The 23,039-nt window shown below is 42.0% G+C and carries 21 protein-coding genes; 11 read left to right on the top strand and 10 right to left on the bottom strand.

Features of this window, described 5'->3' with window-relative positions; all coding sequences use genetic code 11:
* Nucleotide 1: 1 nt before the first annotated feature.
* Nucleotides 2-490, bottom strand: coding sequence for a hypothetical protein (locus HC175_RS10720; RefSeq protein ID WP_168138490.1), 489 nt, complete (start codon nucleotides 488-490; stop codon nucleotides 2-4).
* Nucleotides 491-623: 133 nt separating this feature from the next.
* Here HC175_RS10720 and HC175_RS10715 point away from each other — a divergent pair, with 133 nt between their 5' ends.
* From HC175_RS10715 to HC175_RS10700, 4 genes are all read left to right on the top strand, one after another.
* The gene (locus HC175_RS10715; protein WP_168138489.1) at nucleotides 624-3,533 is read left to right on the top strand and encodes an FAD-binding and (Fe-S)-binding domain-containing protein; all 2,910 of its coding nucleotides are present in this window, start codon (nucleotides 624-626) and stop codon (nucleotides 3,531-3,533) included.
* 50 nt (nucleotides 3,534-3,583) lie between these two features.
* Entirely contained in the window at nucleotides 3,584-4,648 is a 1,065-nt protein-coding gene (gene aroC, locus HC175_RS10710) for a chorismate synthase (RefSeq protein ID WP_168138488.1), read from the top strand.
* 23 nt (nucleotides 4,649-4,671) lie between these two features.
* Nucleotides 4,672-6,120 (top strand): dicarboxylate/amino acid:cation symporter, encoded by a 1,449-nt coding sequence (locus tag HC175_RS10705; protein ID WP_168138487.1) that lies wholly within the window; start codon nucleotides 4,672-4,674, stop codon nucleotides 6,118-6,120.
* Between the two features lie 105 nt (nucleotides 6,121-6,225).
* Nucleotides 6,226-7,383, top strand: coding sequence for a peptidase MATCAP family protein (locus HC175_RS10700; RefSeq protein ID WP_168138486.1), 1,158 nt, complete (start codon nucleotides 6,226-6,228; stop codon nucleotides 7,381-7,383).
* Here the strand turns inward: HC175_RS10700 and HC175_RS10695 are convergent, their stop codons facing one another.
* Nucleotides 7,384-7,797 (bottom strand): thiol-disulfide oxidoreductase DCC family protein, encoded by a 414-nt coding sequence (locus HC175_RS10695; RefSeq protein ID WP_168138485.1) that lies wholly within the window; start codon nucleotides 7,795-7,797, stop codon nucleotides 7,384-7,386.
* Nucleotides 7,798-7,823: 26 nt separating this feature from the next.
* Nucleotides 7,824-9,995, bottom strand: coding sequence for an endonuclease MutS2 (locus HC175_RS10690; RefSeq protein WP_168138484.1), 2,172 nt, complete (start codon nucleotides 9,993-9,995; stop codon nucleotides 7,824-7,826).
* 44 nt (nucleotides 9,996-10,039) lie between these two features.
* Here HC175_RS10690 and HC175_RS10685 point away from each other — a divergent pair, with 44 nt between their 5' ends.
* Nucleotides 10,040-10,705: a uracil-DNA glycosylase gene (locus tag HC175_RS10685; protein WP_168138483.1), complete on the top strand. Its 666-nt coding sequence runs from the start codon at nucleotides 10,040-10,042 to the stop codon at nucleotides 10,703-10,705.
* On the opposite strand, the gene HC175_RS10680 is transcribed toward HC175_RS10685, so the two are convergent.
* The 7 genes from HC175_RS10680 to HC175_RS10650 form a co-directional block, all read right to left on the bottom strand.
* Entirely contained in the window at nucleotides 10,706-11,362 is a 657-nt protein-coding gene (locus HC175_RS10680; RefSeq protein ID WP_168138482.1) for a hypothetical protein, read from the bottom strand.
* Nucleotides 11,363-11,370: 8 nt separating this feature from the next.
* Nucleotides 11,371-12,219: a substrate-binding domain-containing protein gene (locus tag HC175_RS10675; RefSeq protein ID WP_168138481.1), complete on the bottom strand. Its 849-nt coding sequence runs from the start codon at nucleotides 12,217-12,219 to the stop codon at nucleotides 11,371-11,373.
* A complete protein-coding gene (gene ppk1 / locus HC175_RS10670; RefSeq protein WP_168138480.1) occupies nucleotides 12,216-14,267 on the bottom strand; it encodes a polyphosphate kinase 1 in 2,052 nt (683 codons plus the stop codon). The genes HC175_RS10675 and ppk1 overlap by 4 nt, the downstream gene beginning before the upstream one ends.
* A gap of 70 nt (nucleotides 14,268-14,337) precedes the next feature.
* Nucleotides 14,338-15,210, bottom strand: a complete 873-nt coding sequence (locus tag HC175_RS10665; RefSeq protein ID WP_168138479.1) for a nucleoside phosphorylase — start codon at nucleotides 15,208-15,210, stop codon at nucleotides 14,338-14,340.
* 1 nt (nucleotide 15,211) lies between these two features.
* Nucleotides 15,212-16,147 carry a DUF1835 domain-containing protein gene (locus tag HC175_RS10660; RefSeq protein ID WP_168138478.1) on the bottom strand — a complete coding sequence of 312 codons (936 nt, stop codon included), beginning with the start codon at nucleotides 16,145-16,147 and terminating at the stop codon, nucleotides 15,212-15,214.
* A 24-nt stretch (nucleotides 16,148-16,171) separates the two neighbouring features.
* Nucleotides 16,172-16,528, bottom strand: coding sequence for a translation initiation factor (locus HC175_RS10655; protein WP_168138477.1), 357 nt, complete (start codon nucleotides 16,526-16,528; stop codon nucleotides 16,172-16,174).
* 3 nt (nucleotides 16,529-16,531) lie between these two features.
* A complete protein-coding gene (locus HC175_RS10650; protein ID WP_168138599.1) occupies nucleotides 16,532-17,479 on the bottom strand; it encodes an isopenicillin N synthase family dioxygenase in 948 nt (315 codons plus the stop codon).
* Nucleotides 17,480-17,611: 132 nt separating this feature from the next.
* Here HC175_RS10650 and HC175_RS10645 point away from each other — a divergent pair, with 132 nt between their 5' ends.
* The 6 genes from HC175_RS10645 to HC175_RS10620 all read left to right on the top strand — a co-directional run bounded on the left by HC175_RS10645 (nucleotide 17,612) and on the right by HC175_RS10620 (nucleotide 23,036).
* Nucleotides 17,612-19,615 (top strand): alpha-ketoacid dehydrogenase subunit alpha/beta, encoded by a 2,004-nt coding sequence (locus HC175_RS10645; protein WP_168138476.1) that lies wholly within the window; start codon nucleotides 17,612-17,614, stop codon nucleotides 19,613-19,615.
* Between the two features lie 128 nt (nucleotides 19,616-19,743).
* Entirely contained in the window at nucleotides 19,744-19,905 is a 162-nt protein-coding gene (locus HC175_RS10640) for a DUF1328 family protein (protein ID WP_029033028.1), read from the top strand.
* Nucleotides 19,906-19,980: 75 nt separating this feature from the next.
* Nucleotides 19,981-20,460 carry a lipocalin family protein gene (locus tag HC175_RS10635; protein WP_168138475.1) on the top strand — a complete coding sequence of 160 codons (480 nt, stop codon included), beginning with the start codon at nucleotides 19,981-19,983 and terminating at the stop codon, nucleotides 20,458-20,460.
* A gap of 5 nt (nucleotides 20,461-20,465) precedes the next feature.
* Nucleotides 20,466-21,158, top strand: a complete 693-nt coding sequence (locus HC175_RS10630; protein WP_168138474.1) for a YiaD family glycine zipper/OmpA-like lipoprotein — start codon at nucleotides 20,466-20,468, stop codon at nucleotides 21,156-21,158.
* A 55-nt stretch (nucleotides 21,159-21,213) separates the two neighbouring features.
* A complete protein-coding gene (locus HC175_RS10625; RefSeq protein WP_168138473.1) occupies nucleotides 21,214-22,332 on the top strand; it encodes an NAD(P)/FAD-dependent oxidoreductase in 1,119 nt (372 codons plus the stop codon).
* Complete coding sequence (locus HC175_RS10620) at nucleotides 22,329-23,036, top strand: methyltransferase domain-containing protein (RefSeq protein WP_168138472.1); 708 nt, start codon at nucleotides 22,329-22,331, stop codon at nucleotides 23,034-23,036. Before HC175_RS10625 ends, HC175_RS10620 begins: the two co-directional genes overlap by 4 nt.
* Nucleotides 23,037-23,039: the final 3 nt, after the last annotated feature.

Raw genomic sequence — 23,039 nt, 5'->3', positions numbered from 1 at the left:
CCTAGAACTGGTAACGTATACCAAGGGCCAGGTCAAAGTCCACGTCGTCACCATAGTAGTTAACAACCCCGAACTCCGGACGGAAATCTAGCGATAAAAGTAGTGGAAAATCAAAATCATACTCTATACCTACGTTCCCTGCAGCATTGATAAAAAGGCCATTGTCGTCGTCATTCCAGCGATCGTTATTTCCATCTACAGAACCTATTCCTGCACCTACACCAGCATACCAGTTAAAACCACCTTCAATATTCCAAACCCACTGGTAGATACCGGTTAGTTTAAAAGCATCGTAGTTCTTCCCATTACGCCAGCCAAGATCAAGCTCAAGACGATTATTATCTGAAAGTCCGCGTTGATAAGATATTTCTGTTCCTACTCCGTCACTACCTCCAAGTCGTAAACCAAGAGCATTATCTGCCACAGTCTGCGCCTGCGAACTAAGAGTAAAACCAAAAATACATACTATTAGTAAACCTAATTTTTTCATATCTTTTTCTTTTATTTGTTCCTACAAAATTAGACGTTCTAAAAGATCAACAACTCCTGTCTTCGCTAATAAATTGTTAATATTAACCAGGTCCTGCTAATTAATCTGCCAAAAGACTGATAATCGAATATTTATGAATAATGAGCTGGAAGTTTTAAAAGCTAGTTTAGAGGGAGAACTCTTCTGTGATCCATTGTGGCGCAGCATTTTCGCTACAGATGCTTCCGTTTACCGCAGCTTACCACTGGCAGTAGCTTATCCAAGGAATTCCGAAGATCTTCGCAAGCTTCTGGCTTTCGCTGCACAGCATAAAACTTCGGTCATTCCACGTACTGCAGGTACTTCTCTGGCAGGACAGTGCGTAGGTGAGGGGATCGTGGTGGATGTTTCCAGGCATTTCACCTCTATCTTGCATTTTGATGAGAATAAACGACGCGTAAAGGTACAGCCAGGTGTGATTCGTGATGATCTCAATCGCTTCCTGAAGCCTTACGGCCTTTTCTTCGGACCTAATACCTCCACCTCCAACCGTTGTATGATTGGAGGCATGGTAGGCAATAATTCCAGTGGCACAACCTCCATTAAGTATGGCGTAACCAGCGATAAGGTACTCGAGATGACCGTCCTTCTTGCAGATGGTTCGCAGGCTGTATTTTCAGAAATTACTTCGGAAGAATTCCGTAGCAAAATGGATTTAGCTTCCATGGAAGGACAGATCTATAGAAAGCTTTATGAGGAACTGAAACCAAAGGAAGTTCAGGATGAAATTAGGACGCATTTTCCGAAGCCGGAGATCCATCGCAGAAACACAGGTTACGCCGTAGATGAATTGCTTTGGTCTGAAGTTTTTGGTGGCGAGAATGAGAAGATCAATATCTGTAGATTACTATGTGGAAGTGAAGGAACCCTTGCATTTACTACAGAAATCACCTTGCAACTAGATGAATTACCTCCTGCAAACGCTGTAATGGTTGCCGCTCACTTTGAATCTGTTGAGAAATGTCTGCAAGCTGTTGTACCGGCAATGCAACATTCCCTGTTCACCTGCGAAATGATGGACAAAGTGATCCTGGATTGCACCAGGAACAGCCTGAAATATAGAGAGAACAGGTTTTTTACCGAAGGAGATCCGGCTGCCATTCTCATGCTGGAGATAAGAGCCGAGGGAGAAGAGGAACTTTCAACAAGAACTGCCGAACTTCTAAAGACACTGGCAGATTCCCAACTCGCATACGCTTTGCCTGTACTGCGAAATGATTCTATCGAACTTGCCCTCGAACTTCGCAAAGCCGGTCTCGGCTTATTGGGAAATATTGTAGGTGATCGTAAAGCTGTTGCCTGTATAGAAGATACTGCCGTTGCTGTAGAGGATCTCGCTGCCTACATCTCAGAATTCTCGAGCCTCATGAAAGAATTTGGGCAGGAAGCAGTTTATTACGCTCATGCCGGGGCCGGGGAGCTGCACCTCAGGCCAATTCTCAACCTTAAAAAAGAAGAGGATGTGGTTCTCTTTAAAGATATTACAGAGGCTGTTGCCAGTCTTGTGAAAAAATATGGTGGCTCCTTAAGTGGTGAACATGGTGACGGCCGAGTGCGTGCAGAGTTTATTGAGTTAATGATAGGAACCAGGAATTATAACCTCTTAAAAAGGGTAAAAAACATCTTTGATCCCCAGCATATTTTTAATCCGGGGAAGATCATAGATGCACCACCCATGGATTCCAGCTTGAGGTACATTCCGGGCAGGAAGGAGCCTGAGATCGAAACTTTCATGGACTTTTCTGACTCTTTGGGAATTCTTCGAGGGGCCGAAAACTGTAATGGCAGTGGTGATTGCCGAAAGCCCGCAGAGGCCGGTGGCACGATGTGTCCCAGTTACAGAGCTACTCGTAATGAGAAAGACACTACCAGGGCAAGGGCTAATGCCTTGAGGGAATTTCTTACTCACTCCGAAAAACCCAACAAGTTCAACCATGAAGAATTAAAGGAAGTCCTGGATCTTTGCATTAGTTGCAAGGGATGCAAGAGTGAATGTCCTTCAAATGTGGATATGGCTGCCTACAAAGCCGAATTTCAATATCAGTACATGAAGACGAATGGCAGTAGTTTAAGGTCAAAAGCTTTTGCCTACAACGCCCGAATGAACAAGAAGACTTCCATATTTTCCCCTTTTTCGAACCTCATATTTTCAAATAAGTTTTCTTCAGGTATTATTAAGAATAGTCTGGGAATTGCGCCTCAGCGCAGCATGCCTAGGCTTTCTAAAAACAAGCTTTCTTCTTTATTTGAAAACCACAAGACTGAAATAAAGGCTCCGATAAAGTCTGTATATCTGTTCAATGATGAATTCACAAATTATTTAGAATCAGAGATAGGACTCGCTGCTATAAAGCTACTTCAGGGATTAAATTATAACGTAGAGATCATTGATCATCCGGAAAGTGGCCGCGGCTTTATGTCTAAAGGATATCTTGAGGAAGCCAAAGCAATAGCCAATGAAAATATTGCTATTTTTAAGAATATTATTTCAGAAGAAACACCTCTGCTGGGTATTGAACCTTCAGCAATCCTGAGTTTCAGGGATGAATACCTTCGCCTTGCCGACGATAAGGCTTCTGCCGAACGGGTATCCAAAAATGCCCTTTTAATGGAGGAATTTTTTAAGCGAGAAGTGCTGCTGGGAAATATCACCGCTAAATCCTTTACTTCAGAAAGAAAAAAGATCAAGCTCCATGGCCATTGCCACCAAAAAGCATTATCGGGCGTGGAAAACACTTTTGTAATGCTGAATCTTCCGGAGAACTTTGAGGTAACGGTAATACCTTCTGGCTGTTGCGGGATGGCAGGTTCCTTTGGTTATGAAAAAGAACATTACGAGGTAAGTATGCAAATTGGAGAGCAGACCTTATTTCCTGCAGTTCGAAAGGCAGCGGCAGATACGGTAATTGCTGCACCGGGCACGAGTTGCAGGCATCAGATCTATGACGGGACGGGGCGAAAAGCCTTTCATCCTGTGGAGATCATGGCCGCTGCGCTGAAATAACATTTTTAAATCTTGGCTTAAAAAATTACATTTGCTCAAAATCACCCTCAATGGCCGGAAATTCCTTCGGAAAACTATTTAAACTTACCACTTTTGGCGAATCACATGGCGAGGCTATAGGCGGCATTATTGACGGCTGTCCCGCCGGACTCGAATTAGATGTGGAGAAGGTACAGCAGGAAATGCAAAGGCGAAAGCCTGGACAATCTGCAATTGTTACTCAGCGAAAGGAGCCAGATACCGTAAAATTTCTTTCCGGGCTTTTTGAAGGAAAGACTACCGGAACTCCTATTGGTTTTGTAATTGAAAATGCCAACCAAAAATCGAATGATTATTCTCACATTAAGGATGTGTATAGGCCTTCACATGCCGATTACACCTATGATCAAAAATATGGCAACCGCGACTATCGTGGGGGAGGACGTTCTTCGGCGCGTGAGACTGCCTGTCGTGTAGCAGCGGGAGCAGTTGCGAAACAGCTGTTAGAGAATATAAAGATCACCGCATACACTTCGGCTGTAGGATCGATTCAGCTTCAGAAGAAATTTGAGGATCTCAACCTGGAGGAAATTGAGAAAAATCCAGTAAGATGTCCAGATCCAGAGACAGCAGCCAACATGGAAACCTTGATAAGGGAAATTCGCTCTCAGGGAGATACTGTTGGGGGAGTTGTGGAATGTGTGATCCAGGGAGTGCCGGTTGGCCTGGGAGAACCTGTTTTTGATAAGCTGCACGCTGCCCTTGGTGCTGCAATGCTATCCATAAATGCTGTAAAAGGCTTCGAATATGGAAGTGGTTTTGCAGGAGCAGCACTCAAAGGAAGTGAACATAATGATCTTTTTAATACCGACGGCTCTACCAAAACGAACTTTAGCGGAGGCATTCAAGGTGGGATTTCAAACGGAATGGATATAGTTTTTCGCGTTGCATTTAAACCTGTGGCAACTTTGATGCAAAAACAGGAGACGATAAACTCTGAAGGTGAACTTGTCGAAATGCAAGGAAAAGGGAGGCACGATCCATGTGTGGTTCCACGCGCTATTCCAATTGTTGAAGCCATGGCAGCGCTTGTACTGGCCGATTATTACTTATTAAACAGAAATTCCAGATTATAACATTCATTAGACTATAAGGAACTATGAAAAAATTAGCACTTCACTGGCAGATCATTATTGGATTGGTATTAGGTATTATTTGGGCCATGCTTTCAAGCCAGCTGGGGTGGAGTGAGTTTACCATAGACTGGATAGCGCCCTTTGGCACCATTTTTATCAATTTGCTGAAGTTAATCGCGGTGCCGCTAGTGCTTTTTTCTGTTATAAGTGGTGTTGCGAATATTGGTGATCCCGCCAGCCTTGGAAGAATGGGAGGGAAGACCCTGATGGCCTATTTGCTAACCACAGTACTTGCAGTAACTCTTGGGCTGCTCCTGGTCAATTCTATTAAGCCGGGAAAACTTGTGGATGAAGACAGCCGTATTGACAACCGCATTAGCTATGAACTCTGGGCAGCTTCCCAGGGCTATGAGATCAAAGACGGCATTAACTATTTACAAGATCCTCAGTTTCTGGATAAAGCCCAGAGGATATCAGACCTTTCGAGACAAGAGCTTAAAGACGCTTCTGTAGCGGATAAAATGCAGGCCGCCGATCAAACCAAAGAATCGGGTCCCTTACAACCTTTGGTAGATATTGTTCCCGAGAATTTTTTCCATTCCCTCACAGACAACGGTCTAATGCTGCAGATCATCTTTTTTGCACTCTTCTTTGGAATTGCCCTGCTGTTCATCCCGAATGAAAAATCTGCACCTGTCACTGCTGTCGTAGACAGCATTATGGAAGTATTCCTGAAGATGGTAGACCTGGTTATGCGTGCAGCGCCATTCTTTGTTTTCGCTCTTTTGGCCGGTGTGGTGAGTAAAATGGCTGGTGATGATATTGGAAAAGTATACGAGATTTTCAAAGGCTTAAGCTGGTATTCCCTTACCGTCTTCCTTGGCTTGATGCTCATGATCTTTGTAGTGTATCCATTGATCATCAAGATCTTTACCCGAAGTATTCCATACACAGGATTCTTTAAAGCGATGAGTCCCGCACAGACCCTGGCATTTTCAACGAGCAGCAGTGCGGCCACTCTTCCTGTAACTATGGAGTGTGTGGAGGAAAACCTGGGTGTAGACAAGAAGATCACGAGTTTTGTTCTGCCAATTGGTGCTACTGTGAATATGGATGGAACATGTTTGTATCAGGCTGTAGCGGTAGTATTTCTGGCACAATTACACATGATAGACCTTACCCTGGCGCAGCAGTTGACCATTGTACTTACAGCGACGCTTGCTTCAATTGGTTCGGCTGCAGTTCCAAGTGCAGGTCTTGTAATGCTCATTATCGTACTTGATTCTGTTGGGCTTAATCCTGCGTGGATCGCGATCATCTTTCCGGTAGACAGGATCCTTGATATGTTTAGAACGGTGGTGAATGTCACTGGTGATGCCACAGTGTCTTCAGTTATTGCCAAGGGAGAAGGCATGTTACACTATCCAGGGGAAGTAGATCCATCTGACACTTTTGATGTAGATTCAAAATAAGAATCCTTTTGAAAAGGAATTGATCCCGGTAAAATTTGGAAAGCTGTAAAGAATTGGTTGTCTTTGCCGGAATTTATTAAGAATTTCTCTTTTTAATAATCCGAAATGACCGAGAAAGTCCGCAGTTATTACGACAGTTTACTGGAAATAGATCAAAATCTCGATCGTTTGGTTCGAGAAATTGATGTGCTCAATTACCTGAATCCGCTGAACATCGAACAGGAAAAAAAGCGATTTTTCGCCTCAAAATTTTCTGAAGATCCCATCTTTAAATATCGAAAATTAAAGTTCGATCCTTATACTTTACAACGGCAGTTCTTCAGTCAGCGCCTTGAAGACATTCCCGATGAAGATATCTATAAACTTTATCACGATACCATTTACGAATATTCGGGCCTGGTGCAATGCGTGGCTTCAGTAGGGAAAGGGGCGAAGTTCTTCTACAATTCCCTGCGTGTATTCGGAACTCCACAGGAGAAGGATGTCAAAAATGCCAAATTCATCCTGCATTTCCACAAAGAAGAAGATGCTGAAGAAATGGTGCCAAGATATAATGCAGATCAAGCCCAGGCATACTTCCAGGCTTTTGGGGAAAAGTATCCATTTAAGTTCAAGATAAGGCAGAGCAACAGCATCACAGGGGCTGCCATGGCACTTAATACTACCCAGACCCTTATTGTCAAGAAAAACAGGAAATTTAGTGATAACGATCTCAAGATCCTTGCTAATCATGAGATTGGGGTAAATATGCTTACAACTTTCAACGGACTTAACCAGCCGCTCCGAATCTTTTCACATGGCTTTGCGAATCATCATGTCACCCAGGCTGGTCTTGCAGTGTTCAGTGAATACATGAGTGACAGTCTAAGTTTAAAGCGCATGAAAGAACTGGCCTATCGCGTGTTAGCAGCCGATAGCCTCATCAAAGGATATTCTTTTAGTGATACTTTTGACCTGCTTTACAACCAATACAAGCTGGATAGGGAAACGGCATGGATCATCACTTTAAGAGCCCACAGAGGTGGCGGATTTACCAAGGACTTTCAGTATCTCGCTGGATTGAAAAAGATCTTTGACTATCACACTGCGGGCAAGGATATGGGGCTCCTACTTACAGGAAAAGTCTCAGTGACAGATGCCGAACTCATTCAAGGTCTTCAGCAGAAAGGGCTGGCAGAAAAAAATGCTTTTTTCACCCATTCCTTCCGCAAGAACAAGAATACTAATGATAAACTTGATTTTCTTCTCAGCAATCTCAAGTAGTTATTTTAAAAATAGCGCCTGAAGTTTTGGAGTGGGAACCATGCAACTTTCCTGCTTTCCGAACCACTGGTACCTGTTACGGGCTATAAAACTATAAATGCCATCTCGCATCCCTTCGGGCAGGGACTTGAAGAACCTGAGCCAGGAATAGCCTTTTAAATGTTTGGCAATCTCAATTGCTGCAGTAGATTTGTGGTAGTATGCAACTCCAGGTTCAATAAGAATTACAGAATCGAGGTTTTCTGTGTCAATTCCTCGTTCGTTGATAATTTGCCGCCCCACATCACTTTGAAGTGGCGCAAAACGAAACACATCTTTGGTGTCGTTCTTAATGATCGTTTGAACAGTCTTATTGCATAAATTACATACGCCGTCGAAGAGAATGATCTTCTTGTTCTCTGGGAAATTAACCATAAATTTTTCTTTTTCTTTTTCTTTTTCTATTTTTTTCTTTGCACCAGCTCCAGTTGGTCTACAGATACCGAAGTGGTAAAGATCCCGTAGTTAACCTTGGCATTTCCTTTTTCAAGGCTGTCAATACTGCCCACGGCTTTTCCATCCTGCATTCTTACGCGATCCCCAACCTTTAACTCAGGTTTTGGTGCAGCAACTTCTTCTTTTTTCTCTTTTTCCTGCTTTTCTTTTTTCTTTTTCCTTATTTCCACCACCTTTTTCTCGGCTTCCTGCATTACCTGCTTCTCCTTAGCTTTTTCTACCTTCTTTTCTTTGGCTGAAAGCTTTTTTCTCTTGGAATTTTCAACCTCTACGATCTTCAGGAATTCGGCTATAAGTTCTTTTTTCTTTTTATTCTGAAAATATTTTTCACTTATATCGTTGATCTTATTCCCAAGGTAGATCAGCCTTTGATTGCTGTCATACAATTCCTGAAAATTCTCCAGCTTCTGCTGAATTTTCACATTGGTCTCTTCCAATTTCTTCTTTTCCGATTCTGTTTTCTGCTCCTTTGTTTTTAAGGAGGTTGTGGTTTTCTGAAGTTTGGAGCGCTCTTTCTGAAGGTCGGCAATACTCTTGTCAAACCTGATCTTGCCTCGTTCTACTTTTTTCTTGGAGCGATTGATGAGGCTGTATGGAATCCCATTTTTCTGTGCTACCTCAAAGGTAAAGGAACTTCCTGCTTCCCCCATGTGCAGCTTGTACAAAGGTTCAAGAGTTCTTGAATCGAAAAGCATATTTGCATTGATGATATGCGGCAGTTCGTTTGCCAGCATCTTAAGGTTCGCGTAGTGCGTAGTGAGAATTCCGAAAGCCTCTTTTTCATAAAAGACTTCCAGAAAGGTCTCTGCAAGCGCTCCTCCAAGTTCGGGATCACTTCCGGTTCCAAATTCATCTATTAAAAAAAGGGTTTTTGAATCTACTTTTTTCAAAAAGTAATTCATGTTTTTGAGCCGATAGCTGTAGGTGCTCAAATGATTTTCTATACTTTGATTATCCCCAATGTCGGTGAGGATCTTATCGAAAAAGCAAACCCGGCTATATTCATGCACCGGAATTAACAATCCGCTTTGTACCATTACCTGCAGCAGCCCCACTGTTTTTAAAGTGATGCTCTTTCCTCCCGCATTAGGGCCTGAGATCACGATGATTCGCTTCTCCTTATGCAGTGCTATGGTTTGAGGATAGGTCTTTTTATTCTGTTTCCTGTTATTGAGCAGTAACAACGGGTGATAAGCATCAATGAGTTCCAGTTCCCGGTCTTTCGTGATGGCAGGCATTACCCCGTTGAGCTCCATTCCATATTTAGCCTTGGCGGCAATAACGTCGACATCGCTAAGCAAATCCTGATATTCCATAAGCAGAGGACGAAAAGGCCGAATGAAATTCGTAAGCGCCTTGAGTATCTTCTTGATTTCCTCCTTTTCCTCATATTGGAGGTTATTCAGTTCTCTGGTATGATTATGTGTAGCTTCTGGCTGTATATAAACTATACTGCCGGTCTTGGAGTTTCCTAAAATTCCACCTCTAACCTTTCTTCGATGCATGGATGTAACAGCAAGAACTCTTATATTATCCACAACCGTTTCTCGAATATCATCAAGATATCCCAGGTTGTTATAATGTGTGAGCGCACTTACAAAACTTGAATTAATTTGCCCTTTCACCTGGTTGATCTTCCGCCTTAACTCCTGGAGCAGGGGGGAGGCATCATCTTTTACCTCGCCAAAACGATCAATGATCTTATTGATCTGTTCAATGATGGCTGGAGTAAATTCCACTTCTGAAATTCTTTGTTCCAGGCAGGGATAGAGTTCCTGGTATTTCTCAAAGAACTTGATGAGCGTATTCGCTGTTTCTGAAATGCTTCCAATCTTCCTGAAACTACCTGCCTCCAGACGCGTTTCTTCAATCCCCAGAAATTTGATTTCCTGATCTATCGCCTCAAAACCATGATTAGGGATCCTGCTATCCTGTTGAAAGGAGGACACGTATTCATTAGTTTGCCTAAGCCCAAACAAGGTCTTTTCGTAGCTCGAAAATGGTGCTATTTCTAGAGCCTTTTCTTTTCCGAGGCCAGTGACAGTATATTTGCTCACCTGCTGGCAAACTGCAGGAAATTCGAGGTCCTGGAGGGTTTTGGCTGTAACTTTAATCATATAAAATTTCCCTATTTTTGGGAAGCCGCAATTTAACTATTATTATGACCTTTAACATAGCGCCAGATTGGAAAAAAAAGTTAAATGATGAGCTGGAAAAGCCTTATTTTAAAGAACTCCTAAGTTTTGTGCAACAGGAATATGAAAAGGCTGACTGCTTTCCTCATCCCGATAACATCTTCAAAGCATTTGAACTTTCTTCTTTTGAAGATACTCGCGTAGTGATCATTGGGCAGGATCCATATCATGGTTATGATCAAGCCCATGGATTATGCTTCTCTGTACAGCCGCAGACCAAGGTCCCGCCTTCTCTTGTCAATATTTTTAAAGAGGTACAGCAAGACCTGGGAAAATCAATTCCTGCCCACGGAAATTTACAACACTGGGCGCAGCAAGGTGTGTTGATGTTGAATGCGACCCTAACGGTAAGAGCAGGACAGGCCGGCTCTCATCAAGGCAAAGGCTGGGAAAAATTCACAAATGCAGTAATTGAGAAACTTTCAGACGAAAAGGAAAACGTGGTATTCCTGTTATGGGGTGGTCCTGCACAGAAAAAGGGAAAAAAAATTGACAGAGATAAACACCTGGTGCTCAACAGCGGCCATCCTTCTCCTTTAGCGGCGAACAGGGGCTATTGGTTTGGAAACAGACATTTCAGTAAAACAAATGCCTATCTCAAAGAGAAGGGAAAAGTTCCCATCAACTGGTAGTTAGAAACGATAGCCAAGATAAATTGAAGGAAGTATTACAATATCCGGAGAATATTTATCGAACAAGTTTCTACCAATAGAAAATGAAAGGTCTATCAAAAATCCCTGTTTTGCCACAAACTTTCCGCCTACCCCTACACCAAAGGCTAGATCTGTATATTCCATATCAACTTCTCTTGTCTCGGGATCTCCAGTTACAGGGTTTTTAAATTCCATATCCCTTTCATGAGTTCCGTTAGAGAACATTCCAAGAAGATTTGCATAATAACCTCGTGCCACTACTTCATCATCAAAATAGTATTTGAATTTTCCCGTAATTGAAAAATCCTTGGCGTAAACTTTTGAAAGGTCACCGTCTTCTCCCGCATTTTTATTGAACACCTTCGAGAACAATTCAACTCCAACAGAACTATGGTCTGTAAGAACTCTTTCATAAGCTACATCGAGGGCTCCAAAAACAAGAACATTTAAAATATTGAGATGGATCTCATGTACGGTGGAATCCCGTTTATAAATCTTTTTTTCCTGAATTTCCTGCGCTATCCTTGATTCAGAGGAAACTGCCAGGGAATCCTGGTTTCTTTCTGCTTCCCCTTCCTGGGAAAATAAAGAACAAGTCATCAAACTTAAAAACAGGAAAAGAAAATATTTTGTCATAGGTCTTTTTATCTGGGTAAAAAATGTAAGTTTTCTTCCATTTTATCAATGAGATCTAGCTCGTGCAGTTGTTCCTGTACTTTTTGGATTTCTTGTACAGAGATCTGTTTTTGGCTCCACTGGGTTATCTGTAACCATTGTTCGATATCCTCCACTTTTTGGTCGTACTTTTTTGCGAGCGCCACTTCAATCTTTGGGATCTCCTTAAATTCTGAAGTCACCTTATTTAGAGTTTTGAGCATATTTATTATTGAGGCTGCAGATTTTTCCATTATTTCCTTTCTCACCGCAATCACAAAACAGGACCATGGGGTCGGGCAATCGGCAATTCTTCTGAAAGTGCCATTATCCACTAATGGTTTGGTCGTAAAATGTTCCCACATGAAATAGCCAGCAGTTCCGTTATCTAAAGCTGTAATGGCACCATTAATATCTCCCACCACCTCGAACTTCAGCTGTGCCGGATCCCATCCAAGGTTTCTGGCATTTACGTAGGCCATGAGATGGGAACCGCTGCCATAACGGCTTATTGCCACTGTTTCATTCCGCAGGTCTTCCATAGTCCTAAAAGAACTACCAGCCGCCACATGAATTCCCCAAATCAAGGGGGAAGCAATATATTCCTGAACGATCACCGCCTCATTTCCATTAAGGATGTCCTTAACGATTCCTTCTGTTAGGATAACGGCAACATCTATTTCTTTATTTCGCAAAGCTTTGCACATTGCTCCTGTACCGTCTGGAAAATCCTGCCAGGCCACATCTATACCATTGTTCTTAAAGTTGCCATCTTCGATGCACAGGTGCCATGGTAAATTAAAATGTTCGGGCACACCACCTACTTTGATCCTTTTCATGAGGTATGTTTTTGTTTCAGATAATTATAAATCTCATATTGTGAACGAATGTCCTTTTCTCCGCGCTTTTTCTGAACAAATTCATTTTTTTCAAGAGGCTCCTGAATTCTCGCCTTCATATTATCCCGCAATTGAATTTCAAGAATATCCTTGAATTCTGCCGCAATATCTTCATCGTATAGGGGAGCGATTACTTCTATACGGCGGTCGAGATTGCGGGTCATCCAATCTGCACTGCCAAAATAAAGTTCCTCATTTCCGTCATTTTCAAAGAGGTAGATCCTACCGTGTTCCAGGTAACGATCAACTATGCTGGTCATATAAATATTTTCGCTAAGACCTTTCACACCTGGCAGAAGGCAAGTGAAACCCCGCACCAATAACCTTACAGAAACACCTGCCTCACTGGCATCATACAAAAGCTCAATGATCTCCTTGTCTTCAAGGCTATTCATCTTTGCAGTGATTCCCGCTTTTTTCCCCATTTTTGCATTGGTGATCTCCCTGGTGATCATATCACTGAAATCCTTCCGGGTAGAAAAAGGTGAAATCAGGAGATGTTTTGCTCTTGGAATGATCAACTCTCCCTCCAGTACCTGAAACACACGCAGAAGTTCGGATGTTATCTTTTCATGTGCCGTGAACAGAGCATGGTCACAGTAAATTCTGGCTGTTTTACTGTTAAAATTTCCAGTACCAATATAGGCGTAACCTTTAAGCTTCCCTTCCTCCTCTCTGTTTACAAGCAGGATCTTGGAGTGAACCTTTATCTTTGGATAGCTGTAAATCACTTTGGCGCCTTCGTCTTCCAGTTTTCTTCCCCAGTCTATATTGTTCTTTTCATCAAACCTCGCCTTTGCTTCAATAAAAACAGTTACGTTTTTGCCATTTTTGACAGCCTTAAGCAGGGAAGAGGTTACTATAGATTCGTCGGCTACGCGATAAATGGAGATCTTTATTTCCTTGACCTGTTCATCTACGGCAGCTTGCTGAAGAAATCTTTCCACATAGTCAAAAGACATGTATGGAAAGTGAACGGCCTGGTCCTTTTCTGAAATAACATCGAAATAATTTGTGGCATTTTCAAGAACTGCATGCTTTACGGCAGGCATTTCTTCAAAATGCAACTCCGGATTCTCACTTGGGTCGGGAAAGGAAAAATAATCGCTAAAATTATGATATCTGCCTCCGGGCATCATATCGATCTTTCCTAATTTCAGCGTTTTCCTGAGTACCTTTTGTGCATGAACTGGCATGGCCGAATCATAAAGTAATCTTGTAGGCTGTCCTTCAGATCTTTGATTCAGGGATTCATAGATCTTTTCGGCAAGAAGCCCATCCACTTCATCATCTATGTATAACTCGGCATCTCGCGAGAGTTTGATCTCATAAATTCCATCAATATCATCTCCCGGAAATAAATGTGCAATATTTGCCTTTACAACATCATCCAAAAAGGTGATCTCATGTGCTTTTGTTTCTGAAGTAAAATGGATGAACCTGCCACATTCTTCGGTAGGGATATTAACTATCCCGAATTTCTCGGAATCAGGAAATAACACCATGAAATAAAGCTGATTATTTTCCAGGAACAGGTCTCCCTCGTCATGATCTTCAACAACAACGGTTTTCACGCAATCTTTGATCTTCTGAAAATATCTGCGGGCAAATTCTTCCTGTAGGGGAGTGTAGGCTTCCTTGTGAACGAGGTAAATTCCTTTTCGTTCAAGTTCGGGAATGATCTCCTCCCGGTATATTTCTCCAAATCTTTCCTGTTGTTTCCTAACTTCTCTCAGGATTTCCTTTACGGTCTTATTCGGTTTTAGAGCCAGTCGTTTCCTGATACTTTTTTCCACCCTTTTCATTTGCCGAAGCTGTGAAACACGCACCCGAAAATATTCGTCCAGGTTCATTGAAAAAATAGCAAGGAATTTAAGTCTCTCGTAAAGAGGAGTAGTAGGATCTTGTGCTTCCTGAAGCACTCTTTCATTAAAACTTAACCAATTTAAATCTCGATGCCTTAAAATCTTGTCTTCAGGCTTTAGCATACGGCGGGGTTTCCCCAAAAATACGAATATGCAGAAGCCACGTTTTTAATATTGTGTTAAATGAAAATTTTTATCCCACCAGTTTATCCAGAGCGTACCTGATGGTTTTATCTATGGCTTGTGCCCCGTCGCTGGTGAAGTTACCAGTTGCACGATTGGCTATGATCGAATTTACAGAGAGGGCTCGATGTCCCAGCATTTTGCTCAATCCATAAATAGCTGAAGTCTCCATCTCAAGATTGGTGATCTTTTTCCCTCTATGAGAGAAGGTGGCTAGTTTTCCTTTCATGTTATCATCTCGCAAAGGTAATCTCAACACCCTTCCCTGCGGCGCATAAAAACCGACATTAGATCCTGTAAAGCCTTCATAGACTTCGGGAGAGGAAAATTGTGCAATAAGATGTTGATCTGCTGCAACCACGTAGGGTTTACTATTGCGATCGTAAATATCCAGGTGTCGTTCAAGGGCTTTATTAAAGTCCTCAAGCTGTATTTCATCGCTTTGATAGAAATGCAGCAAACTATCAAAACCTACCGCAAGATGGCTCAATAGTATAGAGTCAACAGGAATTTCCTGCTGAATGGAACCTGAGGTACCTATTCTTATAATGTCAAGCTGCGTATGTTCTGGTTTTATTTCACGTGTATCGAAATCTATATTGACCAAAGCATCCAGTTCATTTAAAACGATGTCAATATTGTCTGTTCCAATTCCTGTAGAGATCACGGTTATTCTCTTGCCTTTGTAGGTACCTGTCTGCGTATGGAATTCCCGTTTTTTGACAACAACTTCAACAGTATCGAAATACTGAGTGATCTTTTCGACCCGATTCTGGTCTCCAACAAGAAGTATGGTTTGAGCTATTTGTTCTGGCAACAGGTTCAAGTGATAAATACTGCCATCCTGGTTCAGAATTAATTCTGAAGCGGCTAAATGATTCATTCTATAATTTTAATAGGTCATGATTTACGGAGTCGTATAGAAAATCATATTTTCTAACGCCTCCATAATACTCGTTATCTTTTAAATTCTGATAGTAATTTTTGGAGCCAGCTAGTGCATTTCTTCCATCCCCATTAATGATAACTCCATCTTCTGAAGTGTCGTAGAAGGGGCTGAGCTTGTCAATTACTCTTTCCATCTGTACGTCCACGTATCCATAATAGCCCTGATACTGCAGTGCATAACCCAACAGGTGGTTGAGTGATTTTATCTGGTGTTCATCAATTAACTTAAGAACATTGATCTCAAGTGAATTAAGACCGGTCTTTAAACCTGGAAATCTTTCAATATGTGCTCTAATACAACTCGACAGATATTCAAAATTTGTAGTTTTCTTTATTTCTGATGCCAGTTTCTTTGGATTTTTACTGCAGTAGAGCTCCCATATAAGCTGCGCCGTCTGGATGTCATCATCAGTTAAGGAGATACGGTGCTTGTAATGCTGTCTAAGATGCTTGCCCGAGAGTTGAGAAAGAGGCGCCATTTCTTCCTCTCCCTTTAACTTCCGACTACAAACAAGGGAAAAAGGCCCCTGTTTTTTATTCTGTACAAGGAAACTGATAAGAGCCAGCATATTCATGTGGGAAAAAAGGTCGAATTCGAACCAAAGTACGATCTCATCATGCCCATTGATCGCTGCCAGTTTCACGAGCTCCTGAAGAAACCTTTCCCGGTAGTGCTCCTCAGAGATCCTGTAGTTTTCCTTAAGGAAAGTTTTTCGAAGCAGAACAAATTCTTCATCTCCCACATCCATAGAGGTAGGACCTTCACACAACATTTCTCGCCACGTGATCACTTCCCCCGGCAAATCCAGAGAAAGGATTTTTTGCGAGATGTCATCACCGTTGGTGATATGCAGAAAGTTTTTTTCCTCCATATATTTGATCTGAGTTGATCTGGGTTAACCGCCTATCCTTTTCACCTTGTATCCCAGGTCTTGAAGATAGGCCATTATTTTATCCCGCACATCGCCTTGAATAATAATTTCTCTGTCCTTAACAGATCCTCCAACGCCGCATTTTTTCTTTAGATCTTTCCCAAGTTGATTGAGATCTTCTTCTGGACCTATATAACCTTTTATAACGGTGACTTTTTTCCCTGCCCGGCCTTTGGAACTATAGTGGGCTTCAAGCAGCTGTTCATGTGGCTGAAGGATTTCGTCGTATTCCTGCGCTCCATACTCCTTAGGATCGAATTCTTCATTTGTCGAAAAAACAAATCCGCCTAGATCTTCCAGCCCCATTTTTTTCTTAGCCATGGTCTATTTTTTCAGCCCTATCTCTACCAGCCTCTGGTGTAAAAATTCACCAGCAGTAATATCTGGATATGATTTTGGATTCTCGTCATCAATACATTCCTCAAGGCAGTTTAGAGGCATCTCACTACGTGGGTGCATAAAAAATGGAATGGAATATCTTGGACTGCCCCATTGCTCACGTGGCGGATTAATAACTCTGTGAATGGTGGAGCGCAACTTATTATTGGTATGTCTTTCCAGCATATCACCCACGTTTATTACCAATTCATCTTCCTGAGGAATGGCATCAATCCATTGCCCATCTTTGCGAAGCACTTGCAGGCCTCCTGTAGAAGCTCCCATTAAAAGCGTAATAAGATTAATGTCCCCGTGAGCTCCTGCGCGTTCAGCTCCTTTAGGTTCTTCTGTTATTGGTGGGTAGTGTATTGGTCTTAAAATACTATTGCCGTTACTTGCCCAATGGTCAAAATAGAACTCATCAAGACCTATATACAGCGCCAGAGCTCTTAAAACATAGATCCCGGTCTTTTCGAGCATTCTGTAGGCTTCCATACCTGTATGATTGAAATCCTGCAATTCCTCAACCTGTACGTTTTCGGGGTACTCCTCAATAAGATTAGCATCTTCTGAAGGTTCCTGACCAAAATGCCAGAACTCCTTTAGATCTCCTTCCTTTTTTCCTTTCGCATGTTCTTTTCCAAATGAGATATAACCGCGCTGGCCTGCAAGCCCTTCTATTTCGTACTTCTTCTTTGTTTCCAATGGAAGCGCGAAGAAATTTTTTACTTCTTTATATAGTTCATCAACCAGGTTATCGCTTAGAAAATGATTTTTTAATGCTACAAATCCTATCTCTTCGTAAGCCTTACCGATTTCATTAACGAATTTCTGTTTTCTCTCTGGATCATCAGATAAAAAATCTGCCAGGTCAACACTTGGAATATTGTTCATTTCCATAAGATCATGTTTAAATATTATCACAAAGTTAAATAAAATCCCAAGAGTGTAGCGGGCTTTAAATAATTCTTAATTGAGCGATATCTAATTTTAAGTACATTTGAAAAAGTATTGTTTCCTATGCAAATGAGTAGACCAGAAATCGCCACACAAATTAATTTTGAAAGATCGGGTTATGACAATGAGCAATTGCTCATGCTTTATAAGGCCCTTTTAAAACCCAGAATGATCGAGGAAAAGATGCTGGTGCTGCTGCGCCAGGGAAAGATCTCAAAGTGGTTCAGCGGAATTGGACAGGAAGCCATTTCAATAGGAGTGACCTTATCCTTGCTGAAGGAGGAATACATCCTGCCAATGCATAGAAATCTGGGAGTCTTTACTGCCCGGGAAATTCCGCTTTATAGATTATTTAGTCAGTGGCAGGGAAAAGCATCCGGTTTTACGAAAGGAAGAGACCGCAGTTTCCATTTTGGTACGCAGGAATTCAGGATCATTGGGATGATCTCCCACCTTGGCCCACAATTGGGAGTTGCCGATGGAATTGCCCTCGCGCATAAGCTTCAAAAAGAGCAAAATATTACTGCAGTTTTTACAGGGGAAGGCGGTACAAGCGAAGGAGACTTCCATGAAGCCTTGAACATAGCTTCTGTTTGGTCATTGCCAGTGTTATTTTGTATCGAAAATAACGGATATGGCCTTTCCACACCAACTTCAGAACAATATAATTGTAAAGATCTCGCAGATCGTGCTGCAGGCTATGGAATGGAATCTCATATCATAGACGGAAATAATATTCTTGAGGTATACAGTAAGATCTCCCAACTTGCTGAAAGCATGAGAAACGATCCGCGCCCGGTCCTGGTGGAATTCAAGACTTTTAGGATGCGAGGCCATGAGGAAGCCAGTGGAACAAAATATGTTCCCGATGACCTTATGGAGGAATGGGCGAAGAAGGATCCTGTAGATAATTTCAGGGAGTTTTTACTGAATCAAAACGTACTTTCCGAAGCACTCGATAAGGAATATCGAGAAGAAATAAAATCAGAAATTGATGAAGATCTGAAAAGGGCAAATTCAGAAGCAATTATAGAATTCAATGAAAGTGAAGAGTTAAATGATGTTTACCAGGAATTTAAATATCAAGAGGTTAGCCCTTCAGAAGAAACTGAGGAGCTGAGATTTATTGATGCCATTTCCCGAGGTTTGAAACAGTCCATGGAGCGCCATGAAAATCTGGTACTTATGGGACAGGATATTGCAGAATACGGAGGAGTTTTCAAAATCACCGAAAACTTCGTGGAATCCTTTGGCAGGGATAGGGTGAGAAACACTCCTATTTGTGAATCGGGCATCCTGGAAACAGCAATGGGGCTTTCCATCAAGGGAATGAAAGCCATGGTGGAAATGCAGTTTGCCGATTTTGTTAGCTCCGGATTTAATCCTATTGTTAATTATCTGGCTAAGGTGAATTACAGGTGGGGACAAAATGCAGATGTTGTGGTAAGGATGCCATGTGGCGCTGGAGTAGGAGCGGGCCCTTTTCACAGTCAGACCAACGAAGCCTGGTTCACCAAAACTCCGGGGCTTAAGGTAATATATCCCGCATTTCCTTATGATGCCAAGGGATTATTGAATACAGCTATTAATGACCCTAACCCGGTTCTTTTCTTTGAACATAAGGCCCTGTACAGAAGTATTAGGCAACAAGTACCGGTTGATTACTATACGCTGCCCTTTGGAAAAGCATCTTTATTAAGAGAGGGAAAAGAGATCTCTGTCATTTCTTTTGGAGCTGCAGTACACTGGGCACTTGAAATTTTAGAAAACCATCCAGAAATACAGGCAGATCTGCTTGATCTGCGCAGCCTTCAACCTTTAGATAAGGACGCGATCTATAACTCGGTCAAAAAAACAGGAAAAGTTATTATTCTGCAGGAAGATTCTGTCTTTGGCGGAGTAGGTTCTGATATTGCGGCGATGATTGGAGAGGAATGTTTTGAATTCCTTGATGCTCCGGTAGTTAGAGTAGGGAGCCTGGAAACCCCTGTGCCCTTCTCGAAAGCCCTTGAAGAAGGCTATCTTCCAAAGAAGCGATTTGAAGAAAAAATCCTTCAGCTTTTGCAGTATTAAGAAAGAATTGGCTTCTGCTTTGGCTTGTTAGGATTTCTTTACAAAAATATTGTTAAATAAGTAATAATCTTTTGCCTGCCGCAAGCCCTCAATGTAATTTAGAGTAACTAACCAATAAACTTTAAATTATGATACGTTTGATCGTTATCTTTTTAATCATTGCAATTATTGCTGCCATTTTTGGATTTGGAGGAATCGCAGAAGGTGCTGCCGACATCGCGCAGATCATTTTCTACATTTTCCTTGTTCTTCTGGTAATAGCGCTGATAAGTCGACTTTTCAGAAGATAATTGTAGGACAACTAATCCAGTGTCAGGTATGGAATATTTTGGCATTGGATTTTTTAATTAATCTAAATATCAAATATGAAAAAGATTGCTTTATTATTTTTAACTGTGGCTTTTCTGGTATCCTGCGGGAGTAGCAAAGTAGCCAATGAAGCGAGAAAAACCATGAATGGTGACTGGCAGTTGACCAGTATTACCTATCCTGGAAATAATCAAAATGTAGAGGTAACCCTGCTGGACAATATTCCGGCAAGATGTCTCGAAAACAGCTCGTGGGTCTTCGTGAGCAACAATAATACTGGTTCATACCAACCTTCTGGCATGACTTGTGACTCTAATACCAGGTTCTTTAGATGGTCAATAGATGATACGAATGCGGCAATGGGTAATTTTGACCTTATGTTCAAACCTACAAATGCCGATCATAAATCTGAAACCGGGAACACAGGTTACAGGATAAATCTTTCTAACCTTACGGGAGACCAGATGGTTTGGGAACAAACCGTAAACTTTGAAGGAAAGCCCTTCACAATAAGAATGAACTTTACTAAAAACTAAATAATATGAAATTGACACAAAACAGATTTTTTGCACTTCTTTTTGCAGTAGCCACTCTGGTTGGTTGTGATGCAACCAGAAATGCGAATAATAAACAAAAAGGTACCGTTATTGGCGCTACAGGTGGTGCCGTAATTGGTGGTGTTGTAGGTAACAATGTAGGTGATGGAAATACCGCATTAGGTGCCATTATTGGTGGCGTAGTAGGTGGTGCAGCAGGTGCTTATATTGGAAACCGAATGGACAAACAGGCACAGCGAATTGAAGAAGAAATTCCTGGAGCAGAGGTAGAAAGAGTAGGTGAAGGTATTAATGTCACTTTTGATGAGACCAGTGGTGTATATTTTGCTACAGATAAGTACGCAGTAGAAGGGCAGTCAAGAGAAGCTCTTATGTCACTTGCCAACATCTTTAAGGAGTATCCAAATACAGATATCCTGGTTGAAGGCCACACAGATAGTACTGGTAGTGACGCCTATAATCTTACGCTTTCCAAGAACAGAGCACAAGCTGTTACTAATTTCCTGGTAAACCAGGGAATTTCTCCTGGAAGGATAGATACAAAATGGTATGGTGAAGCTCAGCCTAAGTATGATAATACTACGGTAGAAGGACGTTCCAAGAACCGAAGAGTGGAATTGGCCATTGTTGCCAATGAAGAACTTAAAAAAGAAGCAGAAAGACAAGCCGGCAACTAATATTCCGGCAGTAGTTTAAAAAGCCCGGTTTCGCCGGGTTTTTTTTATCTCTAAGATGAAACAACACGAGGTGGTCATAGTAGGAGGTGGGCTTGCGGGTTTGACTGCGGCTATACACCTGGCTCAAAAAGGGCAAAAAATCACCCTTTTTGAGAAGGATGCTTTTCCGCGTCATAAAGTTTGCGGGGAATATCTTTCGCTGGAAGTGAAACCGTATTTTGATGCGCTCAAAATTCCTTTTGATGACCTCGAACCAGCCAGGATCACAAAACTTCATTACAGTACACCCTCGGGAAGAACGGTGCAGGTTAAGCTGCCTCTTGGAGCATTTGGCGTAAGCCGCTATGCCCTCGATCATCTGCTTTACAAGACGGCTTTGGACAATGGTGTTAAGGTAATTCAGGAAAAGGTTCTGAAAATGACATTTTCAGGAAGTGAGTTCGTCGTATCCACTGCACAAGGGGATCACTCAGCCGCCTATGTTCTTGGCAGCTTCGGAAAAAGATCTCTTCTGGATAAAAAGCTGGACCGAAAATTTTTTAGAGAGCCTGCACCATGGGTCGCTGTTAAAAATCATTACCTGGAGCAGGATTTTCCAAATGACCTTGTAGGGCTTCATAATTTTGATGGAGGTTACTGTGGCTTGTCCCGCACTGAAACCGGGGAGATCAACCTGTGTTACCTGGCGACATATAGGAGCTTCAAAGATCATAAGAGCCCCGAAAGATTTAACGAAAATGTACTTCGGAAAAATCCATTTTTGGATCGTTTTCTTTCCCGAGCCACACCTGTTTTTGAGCAGCCCCTAAGTATCGCGCAGATCTCCTATGAAAAGAAAGAGGCCGTTAAAGATCATGTGCTTATGCTGGGAGATGCTGCGGGACTTATTCATCCCCTTTGTGGTAATGGAATGGCAATTGCCATTCACAGCGCTAAAATTGCTTCAGAAGAACTTCTAACACACCTGGAAAGAAAAACTTCGCGACAAGAAATGGAAGCTGCTTATAAAAAACGGTGGGAAAGGAGCTTCAGCAGGCGATTTAATGCTGCAGGCTGGCTTCAGAAAATATTGCTGCAACCGCAATTAGCTGAAATTTCTCAAGGCTTGATCTCGAGAATGCCTTTTGTCCTGCCGCAGATCATTAAACAAACTCATGGCAGTCCAATAATATGATCGAAACCAGGCACAGATCTAATAAAAAAGAGATCATGGATGATCTTGAGATGCAGGGTGAGGAACTGGAAAAGACCCTGCTGGACCTGGACAAGGTAAATAAATGGCTGGGAGGTAATGCCATTACGCTTGATGGAGTAAATAAACTCCTCAACAGCTGTTGTTATAGCAGGCCAATTAAAATAATTGATGTTGGCTGCGGGAATGGAACTATTTTAAAGGAAGTAGCCGAACTTGGCCGGAAAAGGGGTGATAGGTTTCAACTATTAGGAATTGATGCCAATGCTAACGCCATGAAAATTGCGCGAAAAAATCTTTCCGCATATCCGGAGGTCGAATTTAGAGCAATGGACGTTTTTTCTGATGAATTTAAAACCCTCGACGCCGATATCATTTTATGTACCTTGACCTTGCACCACTTCAGCAATGAGCAGATCGAGATCCTAATGCGCAGGTTCGCGACAATGGCGCGTCTCGGAATAGTAATAAATGATCTTCAGAGAAGCAGGATTGCCTATTATCTTTTTAAGTTATTCTGCCTTGTTTTCAACATTAGGGAAATCAATAGAGAAGATGGACTCACCTCGATTTTGAGGAGCTTTAAAAAAGAAGAACTAAAAAAATTTGGAAGCCGGCTTAAGGTAAGTCGGCAGGAGATTAACAGCAAGTGGGCCTTCCGCTACCAATGGATCTTGTATAAATAAAAT

This window comes from Salinimicrobium oceani, from assembly GCF_012037645.1.
This window is presented reverse-complemented; position numbering and strand designations above follow the sequence as displayed.

Excerpts from the sequence above, each read along its gene's own strand:
- HC175_RS10720 (WP_168138490.1), bottom strand. The coding sequence starts at position 490 with ATGAAAAAATTAGGTTTACTAATAGTATGTATTTTTGGTTTTACTCTT.
- HC175_RS10715 (WP_168138489.1), top strand. The coding sequence starts at position 624 with ATGAATAATGAGCTGGAAGTTTTAAAAGCTAGTTTAGAGGGAGAACTC.
- aroC (WP_168138488.1), top strand. The coding sequence starts at position 3,584 with ATGGCCGGAAATTCCTTCGGAAAACTATTTAAACTTACCACTTTTGGC.
- HC175_RS10705 (WP_168138487.1), top strand. The coding sequence starts at position 4,672 with ATGAAAAAATTAGCACTTCACTGGCAGATCATTATTGGATTGGTATTA.
- HC175_RS10700 (WP_168138486.1), top strand. The coding sequence starts at position 6,226 with ATGACCGAGAAAGTCCGCAGTTATTACGACAGTTTACTGGAAATAGAT.
- HC175_RS10695 (WP_168138485.1), bottom strand. The coding sequence starts at position 7,797 with ATGGTTAATTTCCCAGAGAACAAGAAGATCATTCTCTTCGACGGCGTA.
- HC175_RS10690 (WP_168138484.1), bottom strand. The coding sequence starts at position 9,995 with ATGATTAAAGTTACAGCCAAAACCCTCCAGGACCTCGAATTTCCTGCA.
- HC175_RS10685 (WP_168138483.1), top strand. The coding sequence starts at position 10,040 with ATGACCTTTAACATAGCGCCAGATTGGAAAAAAAAGTTAAATGATGAG.
- HC175_RS10680 (WP_168138482.1), bottom strand. The coding sequence starts at position 11,362 with ATGACAAAATATTTTCTTTTCCTGTTTTTAAGTTTGATGACTTGTTCT.
- HC175_RS10675 (WP_168138481.1), bottom strand. The coding sequence starts at position 12,219 with ATGAAAAGGATCAAAGTAGGTGGTGTGCCCGAACATTTTAATTTACCA.
- ppk1 (WP_168138480.1), bottom strand. The coding sequence starts at position 14,267 with ATGCTAAAGCCTGAAGACAAGATTTTAAGGCATCGAGATTTAAATTGG.
- HC175_RS10665 (WP_168138479.1), bottom strand. The coding sequence starts at position 15,210 with ATGAATCATTTAGCCGCTTCAGAATTAATTCTGAACCAGGATGGCAGT.
- HC175_RS10660 (WP_168138478.1), bottom strand. The coding sequence starts at position 16,147 with ATGGAGGAAAAAAACTTTCTGCATATCACCAACGGTGATGACATCTCG.
- HC175_RS10655 (WP_168138477.1), bottom strand. The coding sequence starts at position 16,528 with ATGGCTAAGAAAAAAATGGGGCTGGAAGATCTAGGCGGATTTGTTTTT.
- HC175_RS10650 (WP_168138599.1), bottom strand. The coding sequence starts at position 17,479 with ATGAACAATATTCCAAGTGTTGACCTGGCAGATTTTTTATCTGATGAT.
- HC175_RS10645 (WP_168138476.1), top strand. The coding sequence starts at position 17,612 with ATGAGTAGACCAGAAATCGCCACACAAATTAATTTTGAAAGATCGGGT.
- HC175_RS10640 (WP_029033028.1), top strand. The coding sequence starts at position 19,744 with ATGATACGTTTGATCGTTATCTTTTTAATCATTGCAATTATTGCTGCC.
- HC175_RS10635 (WP_168138475.1), top strand. The coding sequence starts at position 19,981 with ATGAAAAAGATTGCTTTATTATTTTTAACTGTGGCTTTTCTGGTATCC.
- HC175_RS10630 (WP_168138474.1), top strand. The coding sequence starts at position 20,466 with ATGAAATTGACACAAAACAGATTTTTTGCACTTCTTTTTGCAGTAGCC.
- HC175_RS10625 (WP_168138473.1), top strand. The coding sequence starts at position 21,214 with ATGAAACAACACGAGGTGGTCATAGTAGGAGGTGGGCTTGCGGGTTTG.
- HC175_RS10620 (WP_168138472.1), top strand. The coding sequence starts at position 22,329 with ATGATCGAAACCAGGCACAGATCTAATAAAAAAGAGATCATGGATGAT.